General features: G+C 39.3%; 22 protein-coding genes and 1 riboswitch. Of the genes, 8 read left to right on the forward strand and 14 right to left on the reverse strand.

The genetic code is table 11. The features are described 5' to 3' along the window. Positions 1-52 precede the first annotated feature (52 nt). Positions 53-3,856 (forward strand): bifunctional proline dehydrogenase/L-glutamate gamma-semialdehyde dehydrogenase PutA, encoded by a 3,804-nt coding sequence (gene putA, locus AAEY55_RS01305; RefSeq protein ID WP_089368644.1) that lies wholly within the window; start codon positions 53-55, stop codon positions 3,854-3,856. A gap of 120 nt (positions 3,857-3,976) precedes the next feature. After that, positions 3,977-5,170 (forward strand): HD-GYP domain-containing protein, encoded by a 1,194-nt coding sequence (locus AAEY55_RS01310; RefSeq protein ID WP_182677831.1) that lies wholly within the window; start codon positions 3,977-3,979, stop codon positions 5,168-5,170. A gap of 7 nt (positions 5,171-5,177) precedes the next feature. On the opposite strand, the gene AAEY55_RS01315 is transcribed toward AAEY55_RS01310, so the two are convergent. The 6 genes from AAEY55_RS01315 to AAEY55_RS01340 all read right to left on the reverse strand — a co-directional run bounded on the left by AAEY55_RS01315 (position 5,178) and on the right by AAEY55_RS01340 (position 10,685). Beyond that, entirely contained in the window at positions 5,178-6,293 is a 1,116-nt protein-coding gene (locus AAEY55_RS01315) for a general secretion pathway protein GspB (protein ID WP_182677833.1), read from the reverse strand. Between the two features lie 11 nt (positions 6,294-6,304). Next, positions 6,305-7,222 (reverse strand): ExeA family protein, encoded by a 918-nt coding sequence (locus AAEY55_RS01320; RefSeq protein WP_089368647.1) that lies wholly within the window; start codon positions 7,220-7,222, stop codon positions 6,305-6,307. A gap of 147 nt (positions 7,223-7,369) precedes the next feature. Next, a complete protein-coding gene (locus AAEY55_RS01325) occupies positions 7,370-7,885 on the reverse strand; it encodes a DUF1566 domain-containing protein (protein WP_089368648.1) in 516 nt (171 codons plus the stop codon). Positions 7,886-7,894: 9 nt separating this feature from the next. Beyond that, complete coding sequence (locus AAEY55_RS01330; RefSeq protein WP_182677835.1) at positions 7,895-9,556, reverse strand: DUF1566 domain-containing protein; 1,662 nt, start codon at positions 9,554-9,556, stop codon at positions 7,895-7,897. Between the two features lie 67 nt (positions 9,557-9,623). Next, positions 9,624-9,956, reverse strand: coding sequence for a hypothetical protein (locus tag AAEY55_RS01335; protein WP_011328927.1), 333 nt, complete (start codon positions 9,954-9,956; stop codon positions 9,624-9,626). Between the two features lie 21 nt (positions 9,957-9,977). Next, on the reverse strand, positions 9,978-10,685 hold the full coding sequence (locus tag AAEY55_RS01340; RefSeq protein ID WP_179808032.1) for a DUF2982 domain-containing protein: 708 nt from the start codon (positions 10,683-10,685) through the stop codon (positions 9,978-9,980). A 244-nt stretch (positions 10,686-10,929) separates the two neighbouring features. On the opposite strand from AAEY55_RS01340, the gene AAEY55_RS01345 reads away from it, so the two are divergent. The 3 genes from AAEY55_RS01345 to msrA all read left to right on the forward strand — a co-directional run bounded on the left by AAEY55_RS01345 (position 10,930) and on the right by msrA (position 15,708). Then, positions 10,930-11,982, forward strand: coding sequence for an efflux RND transporter periplasmic adaptor subunit (locus AAEY55_RS01345; protein ID WP_350549727.1), 1,053 nt, complete (start codon positions 10,930-10,932; stop codon positions 11,980-11,982). Positions 11,983-11,985: 3 nt separating this feature from the next. Further along, positions 11,986-15,084 carry an efflux RND transporter permease subunit gene (locus AAEY55_RS01350; RefSeq protein ID WP_350549730.1) on the forward strand — a complete coding sequence of 1,033 codons (3,099 nt, stop codon included), beginning with the start codon at positions 11,986-11,988 and terminating at the stop codon, positions 15,082-15,084. A gap of 87 nt (positions 15,085-15,171) precedes the next feature. Then, entirely contained in the window at positions 15,172-15,708 is a 537-nt protein-coding gene (msrA, locus tag AAEY55_RS01355; protein ID WP_309216398.1) for a peptide-methionine (S)-S-oxide reductase MsrA, read from the forward strand. A gap of 107 nt (positions 15,709-15,815) precedes the next feature. Here msrA and AAEY55_RS01360 read toward each other — a convergent pair whose 3' ends face one another. Next, complete coding sequence (locus tag AAEY55_RS01360) at positions 15,816-17,645, reverse strand: TonB-dependent receptor domain-containing protein (protein ID WP_350549733.1); 1,830 nt, start codon at positions 17,643-17,645, stop codon at positions 15,816-15,818. Positions 17,646-17,681: 36 nt separating this feature from the next. Then, positions 17,682-17,847: riboswitch (cobalamin riboswitch) on the reverse strand. 250 nt (positions 17,848-18,097) lie between these two features. Further along, positions 18,098-18,580: a YajQ family cyclic di-GMP-binding protein gene (locus AAEY55_RS01365; RefSeq protein ID WP_011328934.1), complete on the reverse strand. Its 483-nt coding sequence runs from the start codon at positions 18,578-18,580 to the stop codon at positions 18,098-18,100. Positions 18,581-18,743: 163 nt separating this feature from the next. On the opposite strand from AAEY55_RS01365, the gene AAEY55_RS01370 reads away from it, so the two are divergent. After that, on the forward strand, positions 18,744-19,094 hold the full coding sequence (locus AAEY55_RS01370; protein ID WP_011328935.1) for a VanZ family protein: 351 nt from the start codon (positions 18,744-18,746) through the stop codon (positions 19,092-19,094). Then, on the forward strand, positions 19,087-19,989 hold the full coding sequence (locus tag AAEY55_RS01375; RefSeq protein WP_350549736.1) for a 2-dehydropantoate 2-reductase: 903 nt from the start codon (positions 19,087-19,089) through the stop codon (positions 19,987-19,989). Before AAEY55_RS01370 ends, AAEY55_RS01375 begins: the two co-directional genes overlap by 8 nt. 25 nt (positions 19,990-20,014) lie before the next feature. On the opposite strand, the gene thiI is transcribed toward AAEY55_RS01375, so the two are convergent. Further along, positions 20,015-21,472: a tRNA uracil 4-sulfurtransferase ThiI gene (gene thiI / locus AAEY55_RS01380; RefSeq protein ID WP_011328937.1), complete on the reverse strand. Its 1,458-nt coding sequence runs from the start codon at positions 21,470-21,472 to the stop codon at positions 20,015-20,017. Between the two features lie 72 nt (positions 21,473-21,544). Further along, positions 21,545-22,213 (reverse strand): TetR/AcrR family transcriptional regulator, encoded by a 669-nt coding sequence (locus AAEY55_RS01385; protein ID WP_058373949.1) that lies wholly within the window; start codon positions 22,211-22,213, stop codon positions 21,545-21,547. Positions 22,214-22,399: 186 nt separating this feature from the next. Between AAEY55_RS01385 and coaD the strand changes: the two genes are divergently transcribed. Beyond that, complete coding sequence (coaD, locus tag AAEY55_RS01390; protein ID WP_011328939.1) at positions 22,400-22,894, forward strand: pantetheine-phosphate adenylyltransferase; 495 nt, start codon at positions 22,400-22,402, stop codon at positions 22,892-22,894. A 13-nt stretch (positions 22,895-22,907) separates the two neighbouring features. On the opposite strand, the gene AAEY55_RS01395 is transcribed toward coaD, so the two are convergent. The 4 genes from AAEY55_RS01395 to AAEY55_RS01405 form a co-directional block, all read right to left on the reverse strand. Further along, positions 22,908-23,360, reverse strand: coding sequence for a hypothetical protein (locus tag AAEY55_RS01395; protein WP_350549739.1), 453 nt, complete (start codon positions 23,358-23,360; stop codon positions 22,908-22,910). A gap of 49 nt (positions 23,361-23,409) precedes the next feature. Further along, complete coding sequence (locus tag AAEY55_RS01400; protein WP_011328941.1) at positions 23,410-23,865, reverse strand: hypothetical protein; 456 nt, start codon at positions 23,863-23,865, stop codon at positions 23,410-23,412. A gap of 67 nt (positions 23,866-23,932) precedes the next feature. Beyond that, positions 23,933-24,466 (reverse strand): hypothetical protein, encoded by a 534-nt coding sequence (locus AAEY55_RS18755; protein WP_041454524.1) that lies wholly within the window; start codon positions 24,464-24,466, stop codon positions 23,933-23,935. A 16-nt stretch (positions 24,467-24,482) separates the two neighbouring features. Further along, a complete protein-coding gene (locus AAEY55_RS01405; RefSeq protein ID WP_011328943.1) occupies positions 24,483-24,680 on the reverse strand; it encodes a hypothetical protein in 198 nt (65 codons plus the stop codon). Positions 24,681-24,772 lie beyond the last annotated feature (92 nt).

A 24,772-nucleotide genomic window follows, 5' to 3' on the forward strand; every position in this document is an offset into this window, starting at 1 on the left:
ATTTAGTGGTAATTAATTTTACCTTAAGTTTTAACACTCCTGAGGGTTGCTTATGTTATTCAATAGCGATTTGACAACGACTTGTCCAATTCGACAAAAAATCCGTGACTTCTACCGCATCGACGAAAATGCGGTTATCGATCATATTTTACCACTTGCTGAAGTAGGTGTTAAAGCACGAAGTCGTGCCTGGGAAAGAGCTCGCCAAATTGTTTTAAATATTCGTAAAGACCAAGATGGTCAAAGCGGTGTTGATGCACTATTAAATGAGTTTTCACTCTCTAGTGAAGAAGGCGTAGTATTAATGTGCTTAGCCGAAGCTCTGCTTCGCGTACCAGACAAAGCAACTCAAGACACATTAATTCGTGACAAATTAGCAAAAGGCGACTGGAGCTCTCATTTAGGCAGCAGCGATTCGTTATTTGTTAACGCATCATCTTGGGGCCTATTAGTAACCGGTAAAATGGTTAACTACACAGATAAAACCAAAGAACAGCAATTTGGTATGCTTAAAAAAACCATAGGTCGTTTAGGCGAGCCTGTTATTCGTAAATCAGTAAACTTTGCGATGAAAATTATGGGTAAGCAATTCGTTATGGGTCGTACCATTGACGAAGCAATAGTACGTGCTGCCGATAAAGAACAAAAAGGCTATGTATATTCATACGACATGCTAGGCGAAGGCGCGCGCACCATGAAAGATGCGCAGCGTTACTTTGACAGTTACATGAACGCGATTCATGCTATTGGTAAAGCGGCAAATGGCCGTGGCCCAATAAAAAGCCCAGGCATTTCAGTTAAGCTTTCTGCTATTCATCCTCGTTATGAGTTTACGCATAAAGAACGCGTAATGGCCGAGATTGTGCCTAAGCTTAAAGAGCTTGCGCTAGCAGCTAAACAATATGATATTGGCTTTACTGTTGACGCTGAGGAAGCAGACCGTCTAGATATTTCTTTAGATGTAATTGAAGCGGTATTTAGTGATGACGACCTAGCAGGTTGGAACGGCTTTGGTTTAGCGGTTCAAGCGTATCAAAAACGCGCTATATTTGTAATTGAATGGCTAACTGAACTTGCAACCCGTGTGGGTCGCAAAATGATGGTGCGTTTAGTTAAAGGCGCTTATTGGGACACTGAAATAAAAACCACACAACAAGATGGTTTAGAGCATTTTCCGGTATTTACTCGCAAAGCAACCACCGACGTGTCTTATAAAGCGTGTGCCATGAAAATGCTCGAAGCACGTGATGTACTTTACCCACAGTTTGCTACCCATAATGCCTACTCAGCAGCAACTATATTAGAAGTGGCTAAAGGTGATAACACCGGTTTTGAATTCCAACGTTTACACGGTATGGGCGAATCTTTATTTGACCAAATTGTTACCGAGGAAAAAATTCAGTGCCGCGTATACGCACCAGTGGGCCAACACGAAGACCTGCTGGCTTACTTAGTACGCCGTTTATTAGAAAATGGTGCTAACTCATCGTTTGTTAATGCCATTGTAGATACCACTAAGCCGGTTGAGACACTATTACCTGATCCGGTAGAAACACTGCAAGGTTTACGTAATAAATACAATACGCAAATTAAAATGCCAATTGACTTATATGGCGCCGAGCGTGCCAATTCAAAAGGCATGGATTTAACCGATATAAACGTGATCACCCCGTTTAAAGAAAACCTTGATCTGTGGTTTAACGAACACTTAATTGAGCAAAGCCAAGTACCTGAAGGCTCTGTGGCAGTTAAAAACCCGGCAAACCACAAAGAAATAATTGGCCATATAAAACTGCAATCTAGCGATGAAATGCAAGTTTTGCTAGCCAACGCAGAAAACGCTTTTGAATCATGGTCACAAACATCGGTAAAAGAACGCGCTAACTTATTACGCCGCGTTGCCGATATTTTAGAGCGTCATCATGACGAGCTAGTGGCTATTTGTATTAAAGAAGCCGGTAAAATAGCTAAAGATGGTATTGATGAAGTACGCGAAGCGGTTGATTTTTGTCGTTACTACGCAGCCCGCGCTGAAGAGCTATCGCAAGATGAGCGCTTTGAAGCCCGTGGTGTTATTTTATGTATTAGCCCATGGAACTTCCCGCTAGCTATTTTCTTAGGCCAAGTAGCCGCTGCTATTGTGACCGGTAATACCGTTATTGCAAAACCAGCTGAGCAAACGAGTCTAATTGCGCTGCGTGCCATTGAGCTTATGCTATCGGTAGGTTTACCAGAGCATGTTGTGCAAACGGTAATAGCCCGTGGTAGTGACGTAGGTAAAACAATTGTTCCGGATGAACGCGTTCAAGCAATTATGTTTACTGGCTCGACTGAAACAGGCACGCTTATTTCACAAACGCTCGCGGCTCGTAGCGATATTCAAGTACCGTTAATTGCTGAAACAGGCGGCCAAAACTGTATGATCGTTGACTCAACAGCACTCCCTGAGCAAGTGGTTGACGATGTAATTAGTTCTGGTTTTCAAAGTGCTGGGCAACGCTGTTCAGCGTTACGTGTATTATTTATTCAAGAAGACGTTGCCGATGGCATAATCGAAATGCTTAAAGGTGCACTGGCTGAATTACATATAGGCGACCCATCGTTACTATCTACTGACGTAGGCCCGGTAATTGATGAAAAAGCGCTGAAAAGCTTAAACGATCACGTTGAGTACTTAAAAGGTAATGCGACATTACATTACGAGTGTAAAATTCCAGATAACACAGTAAATGGTGCGTACTTCTTTGCTCCTCGCTTATACGAAATAAAAGACTTATCGGTACTTAAGCGCGAAGTATTTGGCCCATGTGTACACGTTATACGCTTTAAATCGAGCGAACTAGACAGTGTTATGGATCAAATAAACAACACAGGTTACGGCTTAACTATGGGCGTGCATTCGCGCATTGAAGAGCGCTGTGAATACCTAGCTAAAATGTCGCGTGCAGGTAACGTATACGTTAACCGTAATATGATTGGCGCTATTGTTGGTGTGCAACCATTTGGTGGCCGTGGTTTATCTGGTACTGGCCCTAAAGCCGGCGGCCCTAACTACTTACAACGTTTAGTAAAAGAAAAAGCATCACCAGAAAACGTGCAAATGACCAATCTAACGCCAGACGAGCTGGATTTACACCACTACAGCGGTGCAAACGAGCAAGTAGAAAAGCTAATGATTAACTCTATGCGCGATGAAAAAATTTGGCGCTCAACACCACTAAACGACCGTGTCTCTGCGGTGCGTCAATTGCTTGCTAAAATAGCCACAGTTGAAATTATTGACGACTTAGCAGACGATTTAGCACTAACACTTGCCGATGCACGTGCACAACTTAATCGCTTAGAAAAGCACATGCGTAAATTTACTACATTACCAGGGCCAACAGGTGAGTCTAATACTTTGCACCTTGAAGCACGTGGTTGTGTTGTATGTTACGCTGATAAGAGCACATCATTTAACTTTTGGGCATTATCGATCATTACTGCAATTGCTGCGGGTAATACGGTAATTACCGTGGCTTCTGAAATATTTTATGAAGAAGCGGTTGCCTTTAGAGATAAATTTATTGCCACCGGTGTTGCCGAAGGCGTGTTCCAAGTAGCTAAACCAAATCAGTTACAAGCTATATTGGCACATCCGCACTTAGCCGGCGCTGTGGTTGCAGCACGCTCTTCTCGCTTTGGTTATTTCAGCCAGCAACTAGCGCAGCGTAAAGGTGCTATTTTGCCAGTGATCAGCTCTGAATATTACGATACGCTTATTAAACGTTTAGTAACTGAAAAAACCATCAGTATAGATACAACGGCATCGGGTGGTAATACATCGCTGATGACGCTTGTTGAAGATGATGAGTAACTAGTTTAGCACTAATTACTTATTCGTATAAAAAGGCACCTTAGGGTGCCTTTTTTACTATGTTAATTGTAATATTTTTGTTACTTTAACCAGTAGAATACTTATATGAAGTGAATTAAATTGAAAGTCATTCCAATTTCGCAGTTATTACCTGGCATGTTTGTACAAAGCGTAACAAAGCAAACCGGACGTATAAAAATAAAAAGCCAAGGCTGGGTTAAAACTCAAGCCGGTATCGATAAATTAAAAAATGTCGGTATTTTAGAAGTTGAAATAGATCCAGATAAAACCCTCATCGAATCAGTGCCTGAAAAAGATCCAGCTAAGACACCTTCCCCTATAGCAAAGCGCGATCCTTGGCAAAAAACGCACAGTGCCGAGCAAGAAATGGGCAAAGCTAAAAAGCTTTACGATGAAGCTAAATCACTACAGATTAAAGCATTTAAAGATATAAAAGCAGGTAAAAATATAGACATAGCGCCTTTTAGAGAGCTTGCTAGTGGTTTTATGGATTCGGTATTTAGAAATCAAGATGCACTTGCATGTCTTACTCAAATGCGCCAAAAAGATGCCTACCTGTTAGAGCACTCTATTAATGTTTCTATTTTAATTAGTATTTTTGCCAAGCATTTAAATATAGATAAAAATATAATTGAACAGCTAACTACTGGCGCGCTACTGCATGATATTGGCAAAATAAAAATTCCCGATGCAGTACTCAATAAGCCAGGACGTTTTACTGATGAAGAATTTACAATAATGAAAAATCATGCGCGCTTTAGTAAAGAAATTTTACAAGCTGCAGGGCTCAAAGGTATAGCTGTTGATATTGCCGGTATGCACCATGAACGCTTAGATGGTAAAGGCTATCCGTTTGGTAAAAAAGGCGATGAAATAAGCCAGTATGTGCGTATGGCGTCAATTGTTGACGTGTATGATGCACTCACTGCTGAGCGCGTTTATAAAGCGGGCATGGAGCCGATAAAAGCCTTTAAAATATTAAAAGAAGGTTGCCCTGATAGTTTTGATAGTGAGTTATTAACTAAATTTATTCAGTGTATCGGTATTCACCCGGTAGGCACACTGGTTAAGCTCTCGAGTCAAAAAGTGGGACTGGTGACACAGAGCAACCCTGCCAGCCCACTAAAGCCCGTTGTTAAAACTTTCTATAGTGCAAAGCATGGGCGCTACACCCAAGTGCAAGACATAGATTTAGCACATAAAAAAAGCCAAGATACGCTTGAGTCGGCAGTTAAAACTAACGAATACAATATTGACTTACAACGCTTTTATAAAAATTCAATTTTACCCTAATTAGCCGCTATTGCGGCCAATCTTGTAGCGCCTTTAAGCTAAATTCGTAGCCGTCAAAATCAAGTACGCTTTGCTCTGGTGTTATTTCTCGCACTGTTAATGCACCTATACTATCGCCCTCAAAAAGCTCGCGACCATTGAGCTTGATCCAACGCTTATCGAGTGCAGACGAATATATATGCGCCTGATATTTAAGTGGCGGTAACATGGCTTGTAATCCATCTGGCAACAGCTCTATTGGTTGCACGCGTGATGAGCTGCGCGTTGCTTGCGTTACTTCGTAGTTTTGTGTTTTTTCTGTATCTTGAATAGCTTGATCAAAAGCTGTTTCTAGTAATGTTGGGCTCTTTCCAAGCGCAGGTCTTTTAGTTTGTTGTGCTGTAGAGCCTTGCGAATCGAGCGGTTTACCAAGCACTTTATACTTACTTAAATCAAGCGATGCCGATGAAGGCATATTTGTTTGAGGTTGCTGCCCAGCTGCTTGTGTTGCCTGGTTATTCGTTTGATTGAAGCTAGGTTGATTATAATGTGGTTGTGAATATCCCTGCTGATTAATTGCGCCTTGCGCATACGTACCCTGAGCAAAACTATTTTGCGGATTTAGGTTTTGCTGGAGTGTGGCTTGATTTTCCATTATTGGAATATATTGCCCTTGCGGCGTAAGTAACATTTGTACAATACCACTTGGGGTTTGTACATATACTAACTGCCCTTGAATGGAAGTTGCTGTATTTACTGCGTCTGGCGGGGCCGTTTTTGGCGCTGATGGTTGCGCCGCTAATACAGCTATGTTTTGCTCTGCACTTTGTAATTTTGCTGTATTATCTATATCCGATTTGGTTGTTATTGTTGGTTCTTTATCGGCATTAGTATTTTTTAATATTGCTGTAGTGCTAACTTGCTCATTATTACTATTAAATGAGCTGTTTTGTAGCCATTTTCCACTAACAAAACCACCAGCAACACTAAAGCTAACCGCTAAGCTGCCACCAATCACAAACGCCAAGCGGCGGTATCGCACTAGAGACTGTTGTTGTTTAGCCTGCTGTGCCTGTAAGTCATACTGCTCGGCGCTTATATCGGCTTGTTGCGATTGCTTTAACGCATCTAATAAATAAGACATTAATCACCTAACTATAAAATAAATGAAAGCCCTAAGCCTGCTGCAAATAAAGCAACAAAAGCAGAGCAATATAGCCAATATGGCACGGTTTTAGGTGGCGTATTATTAGCCGCAATAAAATCGGGTGGTAATGATTCCTGAGCAGATTTTTTTATAATCTCGCTATCTATTGTTAATTGCTGTTTTGCAAATGCCCCTACTAACGCCCGCTCACACACTAAGTTCATTAATCGTGGCACGCCACCGGTAAGTTGATGAACGCTTTGCATTGCTTCCAACGAAAAAATACCTTTATCACAGCCTGCAATATGTAAACGATGCTTAATGTATGCCACCGTTTGTCCTTGTGTTAAAGGCAGTAAGTGATAGCGAGCTGTTATACGCTGTGCAAGCTGCCTTAACTCATTTCGTTTTAATAATACTTGCAGCTCAGGTTGCCCCACCAGCACTATTTGTAATAGCTTTTTATGATCGGTTTCTATGTTGGTTAGTAGGCGCAGTTGTTCTAGTACATCGGGAGCAAGTAACTGCGCTTCGTCAATAATAAGTATGGTATGCCCACCCGCTTTATTATTTGCTTCTAAGTGCTTTTTTATAACATCGGTAAGGCTTTTTAAACTCGCATTTTGTGCATCATAATTAATTTTAAGCTCATCACAAATACTCGCCAAGAGCTCAAGCTCTGATAATGCCGGATTATGGATCATCGCAACTTGAGTATTCTCTGGCAGTTTTTCTAGCATACTGCGAGTAATGGTTGTTTTACCGGTACCCACTTCGCCGGTTAATAATACAAAGCCGCCGTCTTCACCTAGTCCATAGGTAAGGTGCGCTAACGCTTCTTTATGTCGCTCACTTAAAAACAAATAATGGGGATTAGGCGAGATTGAAAAGGGTTTTTCATGCAAACCAAAATAGCTTAAATACACCTGAGTATTCCTTGGTAAATAAATCCCCTCCATAATGGCAAAAAAAGAGCCTTAGTGACAACACTCAGGCTCTTTTATTATTGAAATAACGTAAATTAATGTAAAAAGCACTGCTTTAAACTTAGCTGTGCATTTACTTATATTGGATTATTTTTCGTAACGCATTAAGCGCAAATAAACACTACTGGTTTTAGCGTGCAAACTATTTAATCCACTGTCAAACTGATATACCCAAGCAGAGTTAATCGTGTTTACACCTGAGGTATTGGTCCAATAGTTTTGTAGCTTTGTGCCCAAAAACACCGATTCGTTAATACTTGGCTCTGTACATCTGTGTTCAATAATACTTGCTAACTCTTTAATATTTGGTACTTGCCAGTCATTATAACTTGCCGTTGTATCGTTAACTGCGCCTCGCAATGCAGTTTGCCAGGTTAATGATGGTGTAGAGCCTTCGCATGTTGCTGTAGCATTGTTATACACTTGTCCGTAACTACAACGCTGCCACATTAAACCTGTTTTGCTATCTGACACTGTGCCATCGGGATTTATTGTAAATCGCTCTGTTGGTGTTGTTTGCGTAACAGAGTCATAACAAACCCCAGCTATTACGTTAAAGCTTAAACTCATTGCCGCAAATGTAGTTATTAATTTAAATTTCATATACTTCCCCTAACGGCTTCTAACTAAACGAACATAAGCAGTCTTACTTTTTGGATAAGCAAGGTCATTACCATCGCTCATATCTATAATATAAGCTTGCGATAAACTGGTGCCATCAACCGCTGTTTGAGAGGTCCAATAACGCAAGTGACCCAGTAAACTAACCGCTGGCATATTAGGGAAAATACTCTCATCTATTAATACATTTTGCCCTTGCTTGCCGTAATCTACTAAGCTTAGTAACTCGGTGTAAGTAGGTACTCGCCAATTTGTGCCACCACAAAAATCTAACGCATTTACTTCTTGTATATAGCTTTGCAATCCGCAATCGGTATTACTTGGGCAACTAGAGTTGGCTGCGCCTCTTGCTCCGCCTACCTGAGGAATAGCAGATTCAGTAAGGTACCATGTGTAATGATTTTGCCCATCGCGTAATGTAGTGTTAGGTACCACACCTGACACAGGGCTTTTAACCTCCCACACTAAACCGGTTACGTTGTCGCGAATACAACTAAAATTTTGTGCGTCATCAGCCACTTCATCGGCAAACTCATTTAGTTTGGTGTAATCAAACGCTAAATTACCTTGCCCTACTTTGGCTAAACGATTCGCAAAGCTGTCTCGACCAAGTTCAGCATCTTGATTTGGAAAATCTTTACTAACACAGTTTATACGTTGAGTATTGTTGTAACACTCCCCTACACCTGTATCGTTTATTAACCCAAGCGCTTTAGGTGCAACATCTACAAATACACTATCGTTTGCGGTGCGCCCTTTTGAATCAGTAACCATTACTTCAAAGCTTAAAGTGGCGTTAGTGTCTATGTCTGAGGCATAAAAAGTAGTAATACATTGATTACTATTAGCTAATGTTTCCGCTTTGCCGGTTAGTTGTTGCCAGTCACATTTATAAGTACTGGTTGCGGCAGCGCTGTTACTTGCATCTAAGGTTACTTTATCAAACTCGTTAACTTGCTGATCAGCCCCGGCATTGGCAATAACAACTTGCGCTGTTTTATTTAAAGTCATGTCATATTCAGAGGTTGACTCTCCCCCTTCATCATCGGTAACCGTTAATGACCACTTTAAATTTGTATGGTTTTCAAGCAGTGGATGGCTAAAGCTTAAGGTAGAATTAGTAAAACTATTAATATTGAGGGCTGGTCCTGATATTAATTGCCACAAGTAGCTATTAATTTGACCATTTGTATCTGGATCTGTTGAGTCTGCTGCGCTTAGCGTTACGGTATCGTTATAAACCGATGGCAATACTTGCGGTGCTGTTTGAGTAATTACAGCTTGGGGTAATTGATTGTTTGAAGTAATAAAAATACTAATATCGTCATGTACTAAACCACCACCGGTTGTTTGATAGCTTACTCTGAGCACCAGTTCACTGTCTGCCTTTACATCTGGCGCGGTAATAGTTTGCACTGCACCATCGAGCGGAAATCCATCAACAATGGGGCCGCTTACGCGCTGCCAAGTAAACGTACCCTCGGTAGGTGAGCCTTTTGCAGTAATAGTAAAATCGGTTTTTTCAATAATTTGCAAATCGTTACCTGCAAATACTGAAGCTTGAGTGTTATCACCATCATCAGAGCTCCCCCCACCTCCGCATGCAACCAATAGCCCACACGACAATAACGGGATTAACGCAATTGCTCTCATACTAAGCACCTTTTTATATCAAAAAATAATTAATAATTATTTAAAGCAATAAAAGTGCCACTAAGTACTATAAATAACTATCTTGATGAATACGTACAAATAACTTAGTACCTATTTTACTGTAATCAACCTTGTATTCCCGCCCATCAAGGGCTTGAATAAATAACAATCGTTTTTCTTCGCCAAACACATCGGCGCTACCAACATAAACAACTTCTAAGTAACGCTCTTTTGCGTCACGGCGGTTTTTTGGCAGCTCTTCTTTAAATGGTTCTAAGCCATTTTGGGTCACTTTAATTCGAGGGTGGATCTCAGAATTAACAATGACTAAATCAAGTTTTTTGTCTTTATGTATTATGGTATTACGACCACTTTTTAAAAAAGCTCTTTCTTGGCTCATTATTATTCCTACTGCCGCGTTTTAATTACTTACTTGCGACGCTATAAATTTAAGGGGGTCGCGCTGCCATGCATTTAAGTTAGCACTAAATTCCCAAATATTTCTATCTAATACACTCGCTGGTAATAATAGCTCATAGCCTGTTAGTAACTGCAAATGCTTAGCCCTGTTGGCAAACATTGCTATTAACCCATTATAGCTAATTCCATTTTTAGATCTATATTGTGTATCCTCTACCAGCCATTCTGATGGGCAATCGCCATTTTTGCAATTCTTTTGAATTAGTTGCATAAATAAATGACGCTGCTCTATCAATAATTTCCCTGCGATTCTTGGGGCTAAACCCGTTAAAAACTCATCCATATCGTTTACCTTAATTCCTACCACGTTAAGCTCTAAGTGCTCAAGCCCTACTGCTATTTTGGGTATTCCGCTTGATTTAAAATTACTATGAGCTAAATGCCAAACACCATATTTGTGCTGATAAGTTAACTGCTCAGTGGTTAACACTAAGCTATAAAATGGCTCTTGGGTTTTAAAAAAACCAATTGTTATTGCTGCAATACACAAACTAACTAAAAAAATTTCTAGAATGCTAATTTCACCAGGGCGTAATAAATTAAACAGCATAATAAATAACAAACCAATCGCACCAACAATTAATACTTCTATGCCATGCTTAGCTCCCTGCGCACGATACTTAATTTGCATAGCGTTAAACTCATCCATATTGATAATAAACACTGTAAAAAATGAACATAATAATGCCCCACAATGCTATTTTTCTGAGCATTAAACATTTTTTGCACGACGTATTTAACTTCATAAAATACCTTTTAAAGCTCAAGCATGAGTTTATTTAATTAATTATTATAACTTTTACGCTTAATTCACAAATTAATGGGACATAATACCGCCTTTTCTCGGTGTTATTTCGTACAATAGTTATAATTTATTTTTTGGTATTAAAGCAATGTACTCAAGACAATCAGGTAGAGCTCTTTTTCCATTTATTATTACGCTACTCGTAATATTTAGCGTTTATTTATATTTACCCGCTAGCCAAGGTGAACAAGCAGATTTTTCACAAATGGCCACGCAAGTGTCTGCTCACACTGTTACCTCGCAAGAAAATGCAGTAATGATTGAAGCTATTGGTAGCGCTCGCGCTAACCAAGCTGTATATATTACCAGCGCACAAAGTGATTACGTGACTAATATTTTCTTTGAAGATGGCGACCTAGTTAGCAAAGGCCAAAAGCTAGTACAACTGCAAAGCCAACAAGAACAAATTGCTGTAAAAGAGCTAAATATTAATTTACGCGAAGAAAAACGCCAACTCGATAGACTTACCGAACTTTCACGTTCTCAGTCAACAGCAAAATCGTTACTTGAAGAGCAATTATCACGAGTTGATGCCACCCAAGCACAATTAGAAAGTGCTAAAACCAAGCTAGCTGAAATGACCATTACCGCGCCATTTTCTGGCATGTTGGGCAAGCGTGAAATATCGATTGGTGCCTATGTAAATAACAGTTCAATTATTACCACCCTCGATGACATAAGTATCATTAAAGTAGACTTTAAAGTACCTGAAAAATATTTAGCGCAATTAGCTACCGGCATGAAAGTGCTCACTCAAAATGATGCTTATCCAGATCAAACCTTTATCGGTAAAGTAACGCATATTAGTTCGCGTATTGACTCGGTAACGCGTAGCGTAGAAGTAACCGCCAGCTTTGCAAATAATTCAGGTTTGCTTCGCCCTGGTATGCTACTTAAAACAGCGTTAGAGCTAAGTAGTAACCAAGCATTAATAGTTCCAGAAAAAGCAATTATTCCGCTACAAGACAAACATTACGTATTTCAAATTTTGGACGGTGTTGCTAATCGTGTTGAAGTGCATATTGCGGGCAGAAATAACGGCTGGGTTGCTGTTGATGAAGGCTTAACCGATGGTGAGCAAATTATAACTGAGGGGCTAATAAAAATTCGCTCTGGCAGTAAAGTTAGCGTGAAGGGATAACCCGTGAAAATTACCGATATTAGCGTTAAACGCCCTGTTTTTGCGATTGTAATAAATCTACTTTTACTCACCTTTGGGCTCGTTGCTTTTAGCATGCTGCCACTGCGTGAGTACCCTGATATTGAAACACCTATTGTTAATATTAGTACCGAATATACTGGTGCTTCTGCAGAGATTATAGAAACCAAAATAACCCAAGTCATCGAAAATCGTATATCGGGTATTGAAGGCATTAAAAGTATTAACTCATCGAGCCGTAATGGCCGCTCAAATATTACGATTGAGTTTGATATTAAGCGCGATATAGATGCTGCATCTAACGATGTGCGTGAACGTGTTGCCCGCGCCGCAGATAGCCTACCTGAACAAGTTCGCCCGCCTGAGGTGTCTAAGTCTAACAGCGATGAAAGCCCTATTGTATGGTTTGTGCTAAACAGCGAAACCATGAACTCAATGCAATTATCTGATTACGCACAGCGTTTTATTGTTGATCGCCTAGCCGTAGTTGATGGTGTGTCTAACGTACGCATTGGTGGTGAGCGAAAATACGCCATGAAAATTTGGCTAAACCGCCAAGCAATGGCTGCTCGCGGTATTACTGCGAGCGATATAGAACAAACACTACGCACCGAAAACGTAGAGTTACCCGCTGGCGAAATTGAATCGGTTGACCGTGACTTTACTGTACGTACAGCCCGCAGTTATAAAGATCAGCGCGACTTTCAAAACCTAGTAATAAAACGCGGTGATGACGGTTACCTAGTACGCTTAAGTGAAGTGGCTGATGTACACCTAGAAGCCGCCGATGACGAGAGTTTATTTCGGGGTAATGGCCGCAATATGATTGGTTTAGGCATTGTAAAGCAAGCTAAAGCCAACACCTTAACTGTGGTTGATAACGCCCGCGCCGAACTTGAAAAAATAAAACGTAACCTACCCGAAGGAACCACTATAGAGGATAGTTACGACTCATCTATTTTTATAAAAGAATCGATTAATGAGGTATACAGCACCCTTGCTATTTCTATGGGCTTAGTTGTATTAATTATTTTTATATTTTTAGGTAATATTCGTGCCACCTTAATCCCTGCAGTTACTGTGCCGGTGGCGTTAGTGGGTAGTTTTATGTTTTTACTCGCTATGGGTTATTCCATTAACTTACTTACTTTACTTGCACTGGTACTAGCAATCGGCTTAGTGGTTGATGATGCCATTGTTATGTTAGAAAACATTCATCGCCGCATAGAGCTTGGCGAGCCTCCTTTATTGGCCGCTTATAGAGGCGCGCGCGAAGTGGGCTTTGCAATTATTGCCACCACTTTAGTGCTTATTTCGGTATTTGTACCCTTAGTATTTATGGATGGCCGTATTGGTGCTTTATTTACTGAATTTGCTATGGCGGTAAGTGCCGCAGTGTTTTTCTCAAGTATTACAGCACTTACTCTTTCACCTGCGTTATGTTCTAAAGTATTAAAAGCCTCTGAAAAAGAAAGTAAATTTAGCCAGTCGATGAACCGCTTTTTTGCTAAGGTAGAGCTTAGTTATCGTAACTCACTTGCCTCTAACATGACCCGCAAATGGGGCTTAATGATCAGCTTATTATTAGCTGGCTTTGTAAGTTATTCATTATTTACTCAAATACCCTCTGAGCTAACACCTAAAGAAGACCGTGGTACCTTTTTTGTTATGATGAGTGGCCCTGAAGGCGCCAGTTATGAGAACAATGCCGCTAACATGAGTAAAATTGAAGATCGCTTAATGCCTTACTCTGAATCTGGTGAGCTAAGCCGCGTACTCGTGCGCGTACCAGGCTGGGGCGGCAGTGGCGGTGTAGCAATTGTAGGTATGGCCGATTGGGACAAACGCCAACGTTCTACCTGGGAAATAATGGACGAAATAAGCACTAAACTGCAGGAAGTTACCGACGTGCGAGCCTTTGCTATTATGCGCCGAGGCATTGGCGGCGGTGGTTCATCACGCCCAATCGAGTTTGTACTACAAGGTAACGATTACGCACAACTAGCCGATTGGCGCGACCGTATTATAGAGCGCGCTGAGAAAAATCCAGGACTGGTTAGAATCGATCATGATTACAAAGAAACATTCCCACAGTTTTTAGTCAGCATAGATAAAAACAAAGCGGCCGATTTAGGTATTTCTGTATCTGATGTAGGGCGTACACTCGAAACCATGCTAGGTCAGCGTCGTGTTACTACTTTTATAGATCGCGGCGAAGAGTACGACGTTATTTTAAAAGGCACTAAAGAAGACTTTGCCAACCCTACTGATATATCAAACATTTATCTTAAATCACGCAGTGGCGAGCTAGTCCCGCTTGATAGTTTAATTAGCTTAAAAGAAGAAGCTACCGCATCGCGCTTAAACCGCTACAACCGTATGCGTGCAATTACCTTAAGCGCCAACTTAGCCGATGGTTATACACTTGAGCAAGCACTTAACTTTTTAAACAAAGTGGCCATGGAAGAAAACAACATAGATGGCGCGATTGACTACAAAGGCGAATCGCAGTTGTTTTATGAAGGTGCTTCGGCCATGACCTACGTGTTTATTTTAGCACTTACGGTTACCTTTTTAGTACTAGCGGCACAGTTTGAAAGCTTTATGCACCCATTTGTAATAATGCTTACCGTACCCCTTGGCTTAATGGGTGCTATGTTTGGCTTGTGGGCCACAGGACTTACGCTCAATATTTACAGCCAAATAGGTATTGTGATGCTCATAGGGTTAAGTGCTAAAAACGGCATATTAATTGTTGAGTTTACTAACCAACTACGCGACAAAGGCGTAGAGTTTAGCGAAGCTATTTTACAAGCCGCTACGCAGCGCCTACGCCCTATTATTATGACCTCATTAACCACTGTAATGAGTGCGGTACCTCTGGTTTTAGCCTCGGGCCCGGGTGCAGAAAGCCGTATGGTAATTGGTGTTGTAGTGTTTACCGGTGTTGTTGTATCAACCCTACTGACTCTGTTTGTAGTACCTGCTGCTTACTATGCACTTGCGCGCAATACACAGTCACCTGAGTTTTTGCAGCAAAAACTTGATAAACAAGCCGCTAAAAAGCCATTCGAAGAGATCTAACCTCCTAATAGCGTCGTAACCTTGTTGTTACGACGCTTTAGACTTATGCTCTGCATAATCTAAACTTACAGCTATTTTGGAGTATTTATGAGTTCAACAACGCAAGTCGCTACCTTTGGTGGCGGCTGTTTTTGGTGTATAGATGCAGCATTTAGACGTGTAAATGGCGTATTAGATGTAAGTTCTGGCTATACCGGTGGCGAAACCGACACCCCAACCTATAATTCTGTATGCTCTGGCACAACCGGGCACGCTGAGGTTGTTAAAGTTGAATTTGACACCACTGTAGTTAGCTTTGAAACACTGCTAGCAATGTTTTTCACTTTGCATGATGCAACACAATTAAATCGCCAAGGTAACGATATAGGCACACAGTATAGAAGTGTTGTTTACTATCACGATGAGGCTCAACTAAAGCAAACCAATGAAATGATAGCTCAACTGCAAAGCCATGTGAGTGAGCCAATTGTGACAGAAGTCAGCCCTGCCACTACGTATTATCCAGCAGAGCATTATCATCAAGATTACTATAACGAAAACCCACAGCAGGGTTACTGTAGTATTTTAATAGCACCTAAATTACATAAGTTTGAAACCGTATTTAAAGAGTTTTTAACTGACTAGCTAAGTTTAACTACTCAGTAGAAAGCCCGATTTAAATCGGGCTTTTGTATTTTCAGCTTAATTTAATAATCTTTATCTATTAAAGGCATTAAAAGCATTAAAGACGGCTAAAACTGGTAGCTTGCGCCCGCAAAAAAGCGACGCTCTGGTGTGTTGTAGTAATATACTTCACCCGTTATAGAATCAGTGCTTGAGTCAACCACGTTATACTCTTTATCAAATAAGTTTTCTACACGAAGCGAAACCTCAATGTGTTCATTTACTTGATAATTACCCGCTAAGTTCCAAAGCGTGTATGAGCCTAAACGCGTCACAGCACCTTGTCGGTCACTACGATATTGCATGTCTAAGCTCGCATCAAACGCACCAAACTGTTTTGCAAGTTCCCAATTAAATGTACGTTTAGCAACATTACGTAACTCTGCGCCCGTTTCTTCGTCTTCTGCACTTAAATAAGCAAAGTTAAGATTACTATCGAAACCCAAAATTTGTTGTGACAGGCTAAACTCAACCCCTTCGTAGCGTGCTTCATTTAAGTTGATAGGAAAAAAGTTAGAATCCAAAGAGATTTTATCTTCAATATCATTTCTAAAAATAGCAACATCAACACTTGCTATATCAAAATCTACATTTAACCCAATCTCTCGGTTTAATGATTTTTCAGGCTCTAAATCAGGATTAGATGAAGGTGGAAAACCAGGAAAAGCCGGAAAGTATAAATCGTTAAATGTAGGTGCTTTAAAACCAGTGCTTTGACTTATTCTAAAGGTTGCGTCTTCAGATAAATGATAGCCAGCTGCTGCAGTGTAAGTCGTTTCGTCACCAAACTGTTCATCATCGTCTTGACGCACAGTTAAATTAGCTAACACTTTCTCTGTATTATAATAAGCACCAACAAATACAGCTAATACATCACGCTCTTGTACACCATACTGCGTTGTACTACGAGATACATCATCGTTGTACCAGTTAACGCCGCCGCTAATATTAAGCTCTTCAGATAATGTATATTGACCGTTATAATCCAATTGCACACGTTTCGTTATAAAATCATTTACACCAAATGCTGAGGTATCGTGTGAATCATCTGTTGAAATAGCAATATCAATACTGTGCGATTGGTTAGTGTAGTTTTTATTCCAACCTGCAGAAAGCTGATAGTTTTTAAAATCACCTGTTTCTACAGTACTTGTGGCTGGGCTGAAACGATTGTCGTAATCTACATAGCCTTCACTGTATTGGCCTAATAACTTAAAGTTGCCGTAGCGTGCATCGGTATAATTTACTTTAAAACCAAGATTCTTATTTTCATAGCCATCTTCATCTGGTGCTACACCTTGGAGTACATCAAAACCATCAGTTTTTTCAAAACCTGCGTTAAACGCAGTAGTAACATCGCCTGATTTTACAGAGCCAGCCACCTGATAATCTTGATAAGAATCAGAACCAAACGTAGCACTCACAGATAAGTTATCTGACTCACGCGTGATAATATTAATTACGCCCGCGAGTGCGTCAGAGCCATAAATAGCCGCGCGAGAGCCTTTAATAATTTCAATGCGTTCAATACTATTTAAAGGGACATTATTTAGTGCTTTTTGTCCAAGTGTTGCAGACCCTGTACGTACACCGTCAATCAAAATCAACGCATCGCCAGAGCCAGTACCACGAAGTGACACACCTGTACTTTGACCAAAACCACCGTTTGGATTAACCTGAAAACCAACTTGTTTACTTAATAGCGTTGGTAAATCGCGTACGTTGCTTGCTTCTATTTCTGCACGCTCGATAACATTTACACTTGCTAAAACGTCATTGATTGATTGCTCAAATTTATTAGCTGTAACGGTTATTTTTTCAATTGATTGCTCTGCGCCAGACACAGAAAATGAAAGCGCGGCAGAAATTGCAACGCCAAGTGCTGATTTATTTAACATGATGTCCCCTACCTTTGCCCACCGCAAAGATGTTAATAAGTAAGATTACTTCAAGGCCGGTCTCCGGACTCAGTCAACACTATAATAGCTGCTAATACTTTACCGTTGCGGGGGCAGTGTTGGGGTTGTTATCGTCTTGAAAACGCACCAACTTCCCGATTATCTTGCTGTTAATTTCAATACTTTGAAACGTATACAAAGGTATTAAGCAAGCACCTTGAAAATAGGTCGCTATTGTGAGTATTTTGTTTACAAATGTCAATAGACGTCTATATAGCCAAAGTTTGATTTTTAACGATATAAACCCTCAACAATCACTTTAAAAGAGTTAAATTACATATCAAGCTACTAATAGCAAAAAAGCCAAACTTCATTGCTGTAGCTTGGCTTTTTTAACACAAATTTTTTAAAAATTAGTCTCCTAATCTCTATAATATCTGTAATCTGTTTTATTAATCGCGGAAGTTTTTAAACTGAAATGGCTGGCCTAAATCGGCGCTACGTACTACTTGCATAGCTTCTTGAAGATCATCTCGCTTTTTACCTGTTACGCGTACTTCTTCACCTTGAATGGCGGCTTGTACTTTAACTTTTGAATCTTTAATGGCTTTAACTATTTTTTTAGCCATCTCTTTTTCAATACCTTGCTTTAAACCAACGTTACGAAAAACATTTTTACCCGCTCGGCTAATATCTTGCAATTCAAGGCTTGATACATCCATACCACGCTTAGAAATTTTACTCGCTAAAATATCAAATAATTGTATAACCTGAGAGTCAGCTTCGGCTTTAAGCTTAATTACTTTATCATTTAGCTCAATCGATGCATCAACTCCCCTAAAGTCAAAGCGAGTTTCTAGTTCACGGTTTGCATTATCAACTGCGTTTTTAGCTTCGTTCATTTCTACTTCAGATACAATATCAAATGAAGGCATTGATTTCTCCTAACTATTTTATCTTAATTTTATACTTAATTTATTAAAGCGATTATAACGCTAAAACTATAAATCTTTACACTTTTATGCATCTTGTTCAGGTGCGATACTAAATTAGTTTGATATACTACGGTTTCTTTTTTAAGCGATTTTAGGATTTGTTGTGACAAGGCGTGTTTATCAAGCAATTTTTTTAATTAGTATTGTGGTGTTTACCTTTTTATTTGCGAAAGAAATAAAAGGGGTTGGCAACCTGTTTCCTCATGTTGATAAAGTAGCCCACTTTGGGATATTTTTCATCCTTGCCATAATAATGGATAAAGCGTTTAAACTCCCTTTATACGCACAAATACTTTTATTAGCCGGTTACGGTGCTGCAATAGAAATAATGCAAGACGCACTTCCATATAGGCAAGCATCAATCGCAGATTTTATTGCAGATTTTGCCGGCGCAGCAAGCTACTTTATAATCAAAGCAATTTTAACCCCACGTAAAAAGAACTCTCATGGCTAAAATTCTTATTATTGGCGACGGCGCAATAGGCTTATTATTAGCCCACTTTTTAAGTGCGCAGCATAGTGTAAGCGTGTTAACCCGAAAAAGTACGAGTAACACTCGCTTTTACAGTAGTGACAACAGTGCTTCACAAAAAATAAATGCCTCTTTTATTTCATTAAATGAGCTTAATAGTTTACCTAAATTTGATGTGTTTTTATTTACGGTAAAAGCCTTTCAAGTGCAAAGCGCATTTGCACAAATAAAACATTTTTTGCCTCAGCATTGCTCTGTTGTGCTTTCGCATAACGGTATGGGTAATGTAGAGCAGTTAAAATGTGAGCTTAATGAGCACCAAGCGCTTTATTTTTTAACAACGAGCATGGCAGGGTTTAAATCAAACCAATATATAGTACAGTACACTGGTAATGGGCAAAGTATAATTGGCGGATGTAACAACTTAGGTGTTAAAAATAGCAAAATTATGGCGGATCAATTAACCGCGATACCCCTTTTAAATGCGTCTATGAATATTGAGCAGCTACGTTTTAATAAGTTATTAGTTAACATAGCAATAAATCCGCTAAGTGCGCTACATAACATTAAAAATGGTCAGTTGCGCGAGCCTCAATATTGCTCAATTATAATTAACCTGCTAACCGAAGCATGTAATATTGCTAAGGCAAAAAACCTTGATGTAACGTTAATCAATGCACTGAGCAGTGCGTATGATGTGATGGCACGTACCGCAGAGAACTTCTCATCTATGCAACAAGATGTTGCTCACAATAGAGCAACTGAAATAATGGCAATTTGTGGGTACATTAGCGAGCAAGGCAAGCTTTATAATATAAAAACCCCTTTTAACGATGAACTTTTAGCTAAAATTGCAGCAAAAAAAAGCGCGGTATAAACCACGCTTTTTAAATAGTTAACTTCTACGGGCGATATACCTTTACCGTAGTAAAGCCTTGTTCGTGTAGAATAAGCGCTTGTAACTGGCTCATTACACCTCTATCGCAATACAAGTAATAGTCTTGATCTTTTGGTAAATCACCAAACTTAGTTGCTAAGCGAAAAAACGGCAAATGCACCACTTCTATAGAATCAATTTCCAGTGGTGCTGCTTCTTCTTCCTCTGGAGAGCGAATATCAATTACCACTGCACCAGCTGGTAAATCGGCAACCGACTCAGCTTCTTTTAGTTCCTGCTTAGCTTCTACATCAATATCGCGCACATCCATTACGCGTGCGTTTTCTATCACGGTATTAAGAATATCAAAGTCGAACTTCTCTTCTTCTGCTTTTATTACTTCTATTTTAGCTTTAACAGTTGGCTTTTTAGAAATAACACCACAGTATTCCGGCATCGTTTCGGCCATTTCGGCCGTACCAATTTGACGTGCAATATTAATAATTTCTTGTTTATCGTGTTGAATTAACGGGCGTAAAATAAGGGTTTCGGTTACGCGGTCAATGACACTTAAATTTGCTAATGTTTGGCTAGAAACCTGACCAATACTTTCACCGGTTACCAAAGCTTGAATATTTAATTTTTCGGCCACTTTACTGCCTGCGCGCATCATCATGCGTTTAAGCACCACACCCATTTGGCTGTTTTCAATATTCTCTAATATTTCTGCTACTACTGGTTCAAAATCAACGGTAATAAATTTAACTTTATGGGTTGAGCTGTATTTATTCCATAAGTAGTAGCTCGCTTGTTTAACACCAATTTCGTGCGCCGCACCGCCTAAATTGAAAAACAAAAAGTGCGTACGAGCGCCTTTGCGGATCATTTGATAACTGGCTACACCCGAATCAAAACCGCCAGACATAAGTGATAGTACATCTTCTTGTGTTGGCAGCGGGAAGCCTGCCATGCCAAGGTGAGTATGCGATACTATGTAAGCTTTCTCGTCTTTTATTTCAAGGCGTATCGTTACTTCTGGGTGGCTTAGCTTTACGCTTGCACCGGCAACATGCTGATTTAGTCCACCGCCCACATAACGCTCTAACTCCGTTGAAGTAAAGTCATGCTTACCAATACGTTTAGCGCGTACACAAAACGTTTTACCTTCAATGGTGTGACCAACTAATTCAATGGTTTTTTTATAAATATCGTCAAGCGTTTCAAAGCTCGTTTCGGTTACTTCTATAAACTGCACAATACCCGGAATTCGCGCTAGGCTATCAATAAAAGTGGCACGTGTTTGCTCACCTTCAAGTAGGGTAACTACTGAGATATTGTCCCAGTTGTTTCTAACTTGTACTTTTTCGTCAATACGGCGCAGTACAATCTTAATGTTATTTTCTAACACTTTGGTAAAGCGTTTACGAACCGAGCGGCTTTTGATGGCAATTTCAGGATGTAGTTTGACGATAAATTTAAGCATAGTTCACTCTTAGACTGCGGGAATTCGCGCTCCCAGGCATTGGGCGCGCGATTATAGCAAAAAAATTAACGCCTAGGAACTAAGAGCAGCCGGAATACTTGGGGCTGAGTGAGCAAGTTGCGTGTATTTTTCGCGTAACTGGTTCATTTTATCGCTACTTTTATCTGTGCTGTAGGCTCTAAATAAAGTTAATACTTTTAAAATACCATGATAAATATCTTGCTCGGCAAGTGCGCCACTGAGCCTGCGGGCTTTAATATAAGGGGTCCAAAAACTAACTGTTAATTTAAGCGTATGTGCAAGTTCGAGCGCATCTTGCTCATTAATCGCAATCATTTCACTATCACGTAAACCAAGTATTATTTTACGCACCTGCTCTAACAGCTCTAGTTGAAAATCAATATAAGCCTGCTTTAGCTGCGTATCTCGCGCCAAAATATCGCCTAAATTGTCGTAAAAAAAGTGGTAGCGCCACATCAGTTCAAATAACGAATCTAGATATACCGTTAACTGACTAAATGCATCATCATTTTTGTTTATAGGTTTAAAATGAGTGCTCAAGTGCTCACTATACAGCGCAAAAATATGGCGAATAATGTCTTCTTTATTTTTAAAATGGTAGTAAAGATTACCCGGGCTCATGTTTAAATGCGAGGCTATATGATTAGTTGATATCGCTCGCTCACCATGCTCATTAAACAATGAAATACTGGTGTGTATTATTTTATCCTTGGTATTCATATACTAACACTCTATTTTATTCAACAAGTTACAATTCGTACAATAAGTTGTCTAGTATAAACAAAAACAGCATAATTAAACACTCTGTGTAATAGCTTAGTCGTGACAATTAAAGCCACTTACTAGGCTGATTTGTATAAAAAACACTGTTACACTAATGCTAAAAATAATACATAGCGATACTTTATGAAAATCACTGCAATTTATCCAGGTACTTTTGATCCGCTAACTAACGGACACACAGATCTAATTCAACGTGCCTCAAAGATGTTTGATACTGTTATCGTTGCTATTGCTCATAACCCCAGTAAACAGCCTTGCTTTAGCCTTGATGAGCGTGTAGCTCTAGCTAATACTCTTTTAACTCATATAGATAATGTAAAAGTGATAGGATTTTCAGGTTTACTTGCTGATTTGGCACGCGATCACAATGCTAATGTATTAATTAGAGGCATAAGAGCGGTTTCTGATTTTGATTATGAATTTCAGCTAGCGAATATGAATCGACGCCTAAACCCAGATTTAGAAAGTGTATTTTTAACCCCGTCAGAGCGAAATTCGTTTATTTCGTCAACCTTAGTAAAAGAAGTGGCACGCCATAATGGTGATGTAAGCGAATTTGTAGACCCTATTGTAATGGCTGCACTTAATAAAAAGCTAGGTTGCAGCTACAGCAAATAAGCTAACGAGCGTATTACTTAAGTGCGCTAGCTCTATGCATATAGCGCGCTTTAACTTGGTTACATACCCATACTAGGCCTAAAAAATCTTTATTTATAATTAATACTAGCACCATCAATAAGTCAACAACGTTTATCCCTATTGCGTACAAAGTCCACAACCACCAAACTTCGGTTTGTTCTAAAACATAAATATCGTAATACATAGCAAAAAACAAACAAGCATTGATACTTAGTCCTACGATTAAATACATAAATGCAATTGGTTTAGGCTTTTTAATCAATACACCCCACACAATAATTACACCAATTGTCAGCACATCGTATGTTGCCCAATCTATAAGTGTCACTGTTTCATAATCGAGGAATGCACTTAAAAAATATGAAGTCATCATAATAAAAGCGAGCTGGATAGTATCTTTGTCTTTTTTATTAATTTTTGATACTAACGTGTACAAAAACGCCATTAAAAAGCCCCATAAAATAAAAGCGCCTATTGATTGGCCTATTGTTTCACTAATGGTCAATTTGATTCTGCTGTAATACACTACGATTAAAAATAAAACGTTTGAGCTCAATCAAACCCAAAAAGTCTTTATTTATAAAAAGCACTGCAATCATAAGTAAATCGATAACGTTAACGCCAATTGAATAAACACTCCAAAGCCACCATTCGTCAATGTTATTTAATACATACAAGTCGTAATAAATAGCGATTGTTAGGCAGGCATTAACAAATAATCCAAGAATAATATAATTACTGGCTGTAGAAGTTAATACATAAGAAGTGAATATAGCGGCTATCAATATTGTAATTGTTAGGAGATCGTAGAGAATCCAATCTAGGTAGATATTATTTAATATAGGCAGTAAATCACTAAAGGTGTAGGAGCACATCATTATAGCAGCTATATAAATTAATGACTTATCGGCCTTATTAATACCCGACACTAGCGAATATAAAAAGGCCATTAAAAAGCCCCATTGTATAAACGCCCATACGTAATCAGCTAAAAACAAATCGACTAGATACATTTAATTAATGAGAATGTTTTAAGTTAAATTTTTTAAATAAGGACACTATAATATTTTTTAGCTTATGTAAGCCGAGGAAGTCTCGATCAACAATTAGAGCGACTATCATTATTAAATCAATTAAATTGACAGAAAATGTATATATATCCCAAAGAAACCATGGCTCAATATTTTTATATATATACATATCTATATACATAAACATGAAAAGAAAGGAGTTAATTGTTAACCCAAGAATTAAGTATAAAAAAGAAGGCGTTGTCTTTTTTATAATAAGATAGCAAACAACAAGTGCCGTTAGTGTTGTGTAGTCATATAGTGCCCAGTCCAAATAAACCGTAATTTTAATAGAAAGCCAGGTAAGAAAATAATCTGATACCGTATAAGAGGTCATCATAATAAATGAACTGAGTAATAGAGTTGTATCTCTTTTAATACTTAACGAATAAACGAAAATATTAAATAAAAACGCCATCAAGAAGCCCCACATTATAAAAGCCGATAGCGAAAACAAACCAAAAAACTCAGTTAAAAACATTCGTGACCTTAATTCATTATTTTGGCTTAACAGGAATAACTATGCCACCACCACGCTGAAGGTCTGCACCAGCGGCCGCCATTCCTTCTTGAGAGAAGCTTACTGTATCAGATTGCAGGGTTTTAGGGCTAGCAGTTTGTTCCATTGCTGGCTTTAATTGTTGCGTTTTATTGTATGCTTGCATTTGTAGTTGGTTGTTAGCTGAAACTTGCATGTGATTATTCCTTATAGGTATTTTTGTATTGTTGGCGAAATCTTGTATTACACCTTTTAAAGAGGGTAATTAAATTTACCTTATATTTAGCA

The sequence above is a fragment of the Pseudoalteromonas sp. 120-MNA-CIBAN-0494 genome (assembly GCF_040308885.1).
In the GTDB taxonomy this organism is placed as follows: domain Bacteria; phylum Pseudomonadota; class Gammaproteobacteria; order Enterobacterales; family Alteromonadaceae; genus Pseudoalteromonas; species Pseudoalteromonas nigrifaciens.

What these genes read in the sequence shown, in the direction of transcription:
- putA (WP_089368644.1), top strand. Translation starts at nt 53, where the DNA reads ATGTTATTCAATAGCGATTTGACAACGACTTGTCCAATTCGACAAAAA.
- AAEY55_RS01315 (WP_182677833.1), bottom strand. Translation starts at nt 6,293, where the DNA reads ATGTCTTATTTATTAGATGCGTTAAAGCAATCGCAACAAGCCGATATA.
- AAEY55_RS01325 (WP_089368648.1), bottom strand. Translation starts at nt 7,885, where the DNA reads ATGAAATTTAAATTAATAACTACATTTGCGGCAATGAGTTTAAGCTTT.
- AAEY55_RS01330 (WP_182677835.1), bottom strand. Translation starts at nt 9,556, where the DNA reads ATGAGAGCAATTGCGTTAATCCCGTTATTGTCGTGTGGGCTATTGGTT.
- AAEY55_RS01335 (WP_011328927.1), bottom strand. Translation starts at nt 9,956, where the DNA reads ATGAGCCAAGAAAGAGCTTTTTTAAAAAGTGGTCGTAATACCATAATA.
- AAEY55_RS01340 (WP_179808032.1), bottom strand. Translation starts at nt 10,685, where the DNA reads ATGGATGAGTTTAACGCTATGCAAATTAAGTATCGTGCGCAGGGAGCT.
- AAEY55_RS01345 (WP_350549727.1), top strand. Translation starts at nt 10,930, where the DNA reads ATGTACTCAAGACAATCAGGTAGAGCTCTTTTTCCATTTATTATTACG.
- msrA (WP_309216398.1), top strand. Translation starts at nt 15,172, where the DNA reads ATGAGTTCAACAACGCAAGTCGCTACCTTTGGTGGCGGCTGTTTTTGG.
- AAEY55_RS01360 (WP_350549733.1), bottom strand. Translation starts at nt 17,645, where the DNA reads ATGTTAAATAAATCAGCACTTGGCGTTGCAATTTCTGCCGCGCTTTCA.
- AAEY55_RS01365 (WP_011328934.1), bottom strand. Translation starts at nt 18,580, where the DNA reads ATGCCTTCATTTGATATTGTATCTGAAGTAGAAATGAACGAAGCTAAA.
- AAEY55_RS01375 (WP_350549736.1), top strand. Translation starts at nt 19,087, where the DNA reads ATGGCTAAAATTCTTATTATTGGCGACGGCGCAATAGGCTTATTATTA.
- thiI (WP_011328937.1), bottom strand. Translation starts at nt 21,472, where the DNA reads ATGCTTAAATTTATCGTCAAACTACATCCTGAAATTGCCATCAAAAGC.
- AAEY55_RS01385 (WP_058373949.1), bottom strand. Translation starts at nt 22,213, where the DNA reads ATGAATACCAAGGATAAAATAATACACACCAGTATTTCATTGTTTAAT.
- coaD (WP_011328939.1), top strand. Translation starts at nt 22,400, where the DNA reads ATGAAAATCACTGCAATTTATCCAGGTACTTTTGATCCGCTAACTAAC.
- AAEY55_RS01395 (WP_350549739.1), bottom strand. Translation starts at nt 23,360, where the DNA reads ATGGCGTTTTTGTACACGTTAGTATCAAAAATTAATAAAAAAGACAAA.
- AAEY55_RS01400 (WP_011328941.1), bottom strand. Translation starts at nt 23,865, where the DNA reads ATGGCCTTTTTATATTCGCTAGTGTCGGGTATTAATAAGGCCGATAAG.
- AAEY55_RS18755 (WP_041454524.1), bottom strand. Translation starts at nt 24,466, where the DNA reads ATGTTTTTAACTGAGTTTTTTGGTTTGTTTTCGCTATCGGCTTTTATA.
- AAEY55_RS01405 (WP_011328943.1), bottom strand. Translation starts at nt 24,680, where the DNA reads ATGCAAGTTTCAGCTAACAACCAACTACAAATGCAAGCATACAATAAA.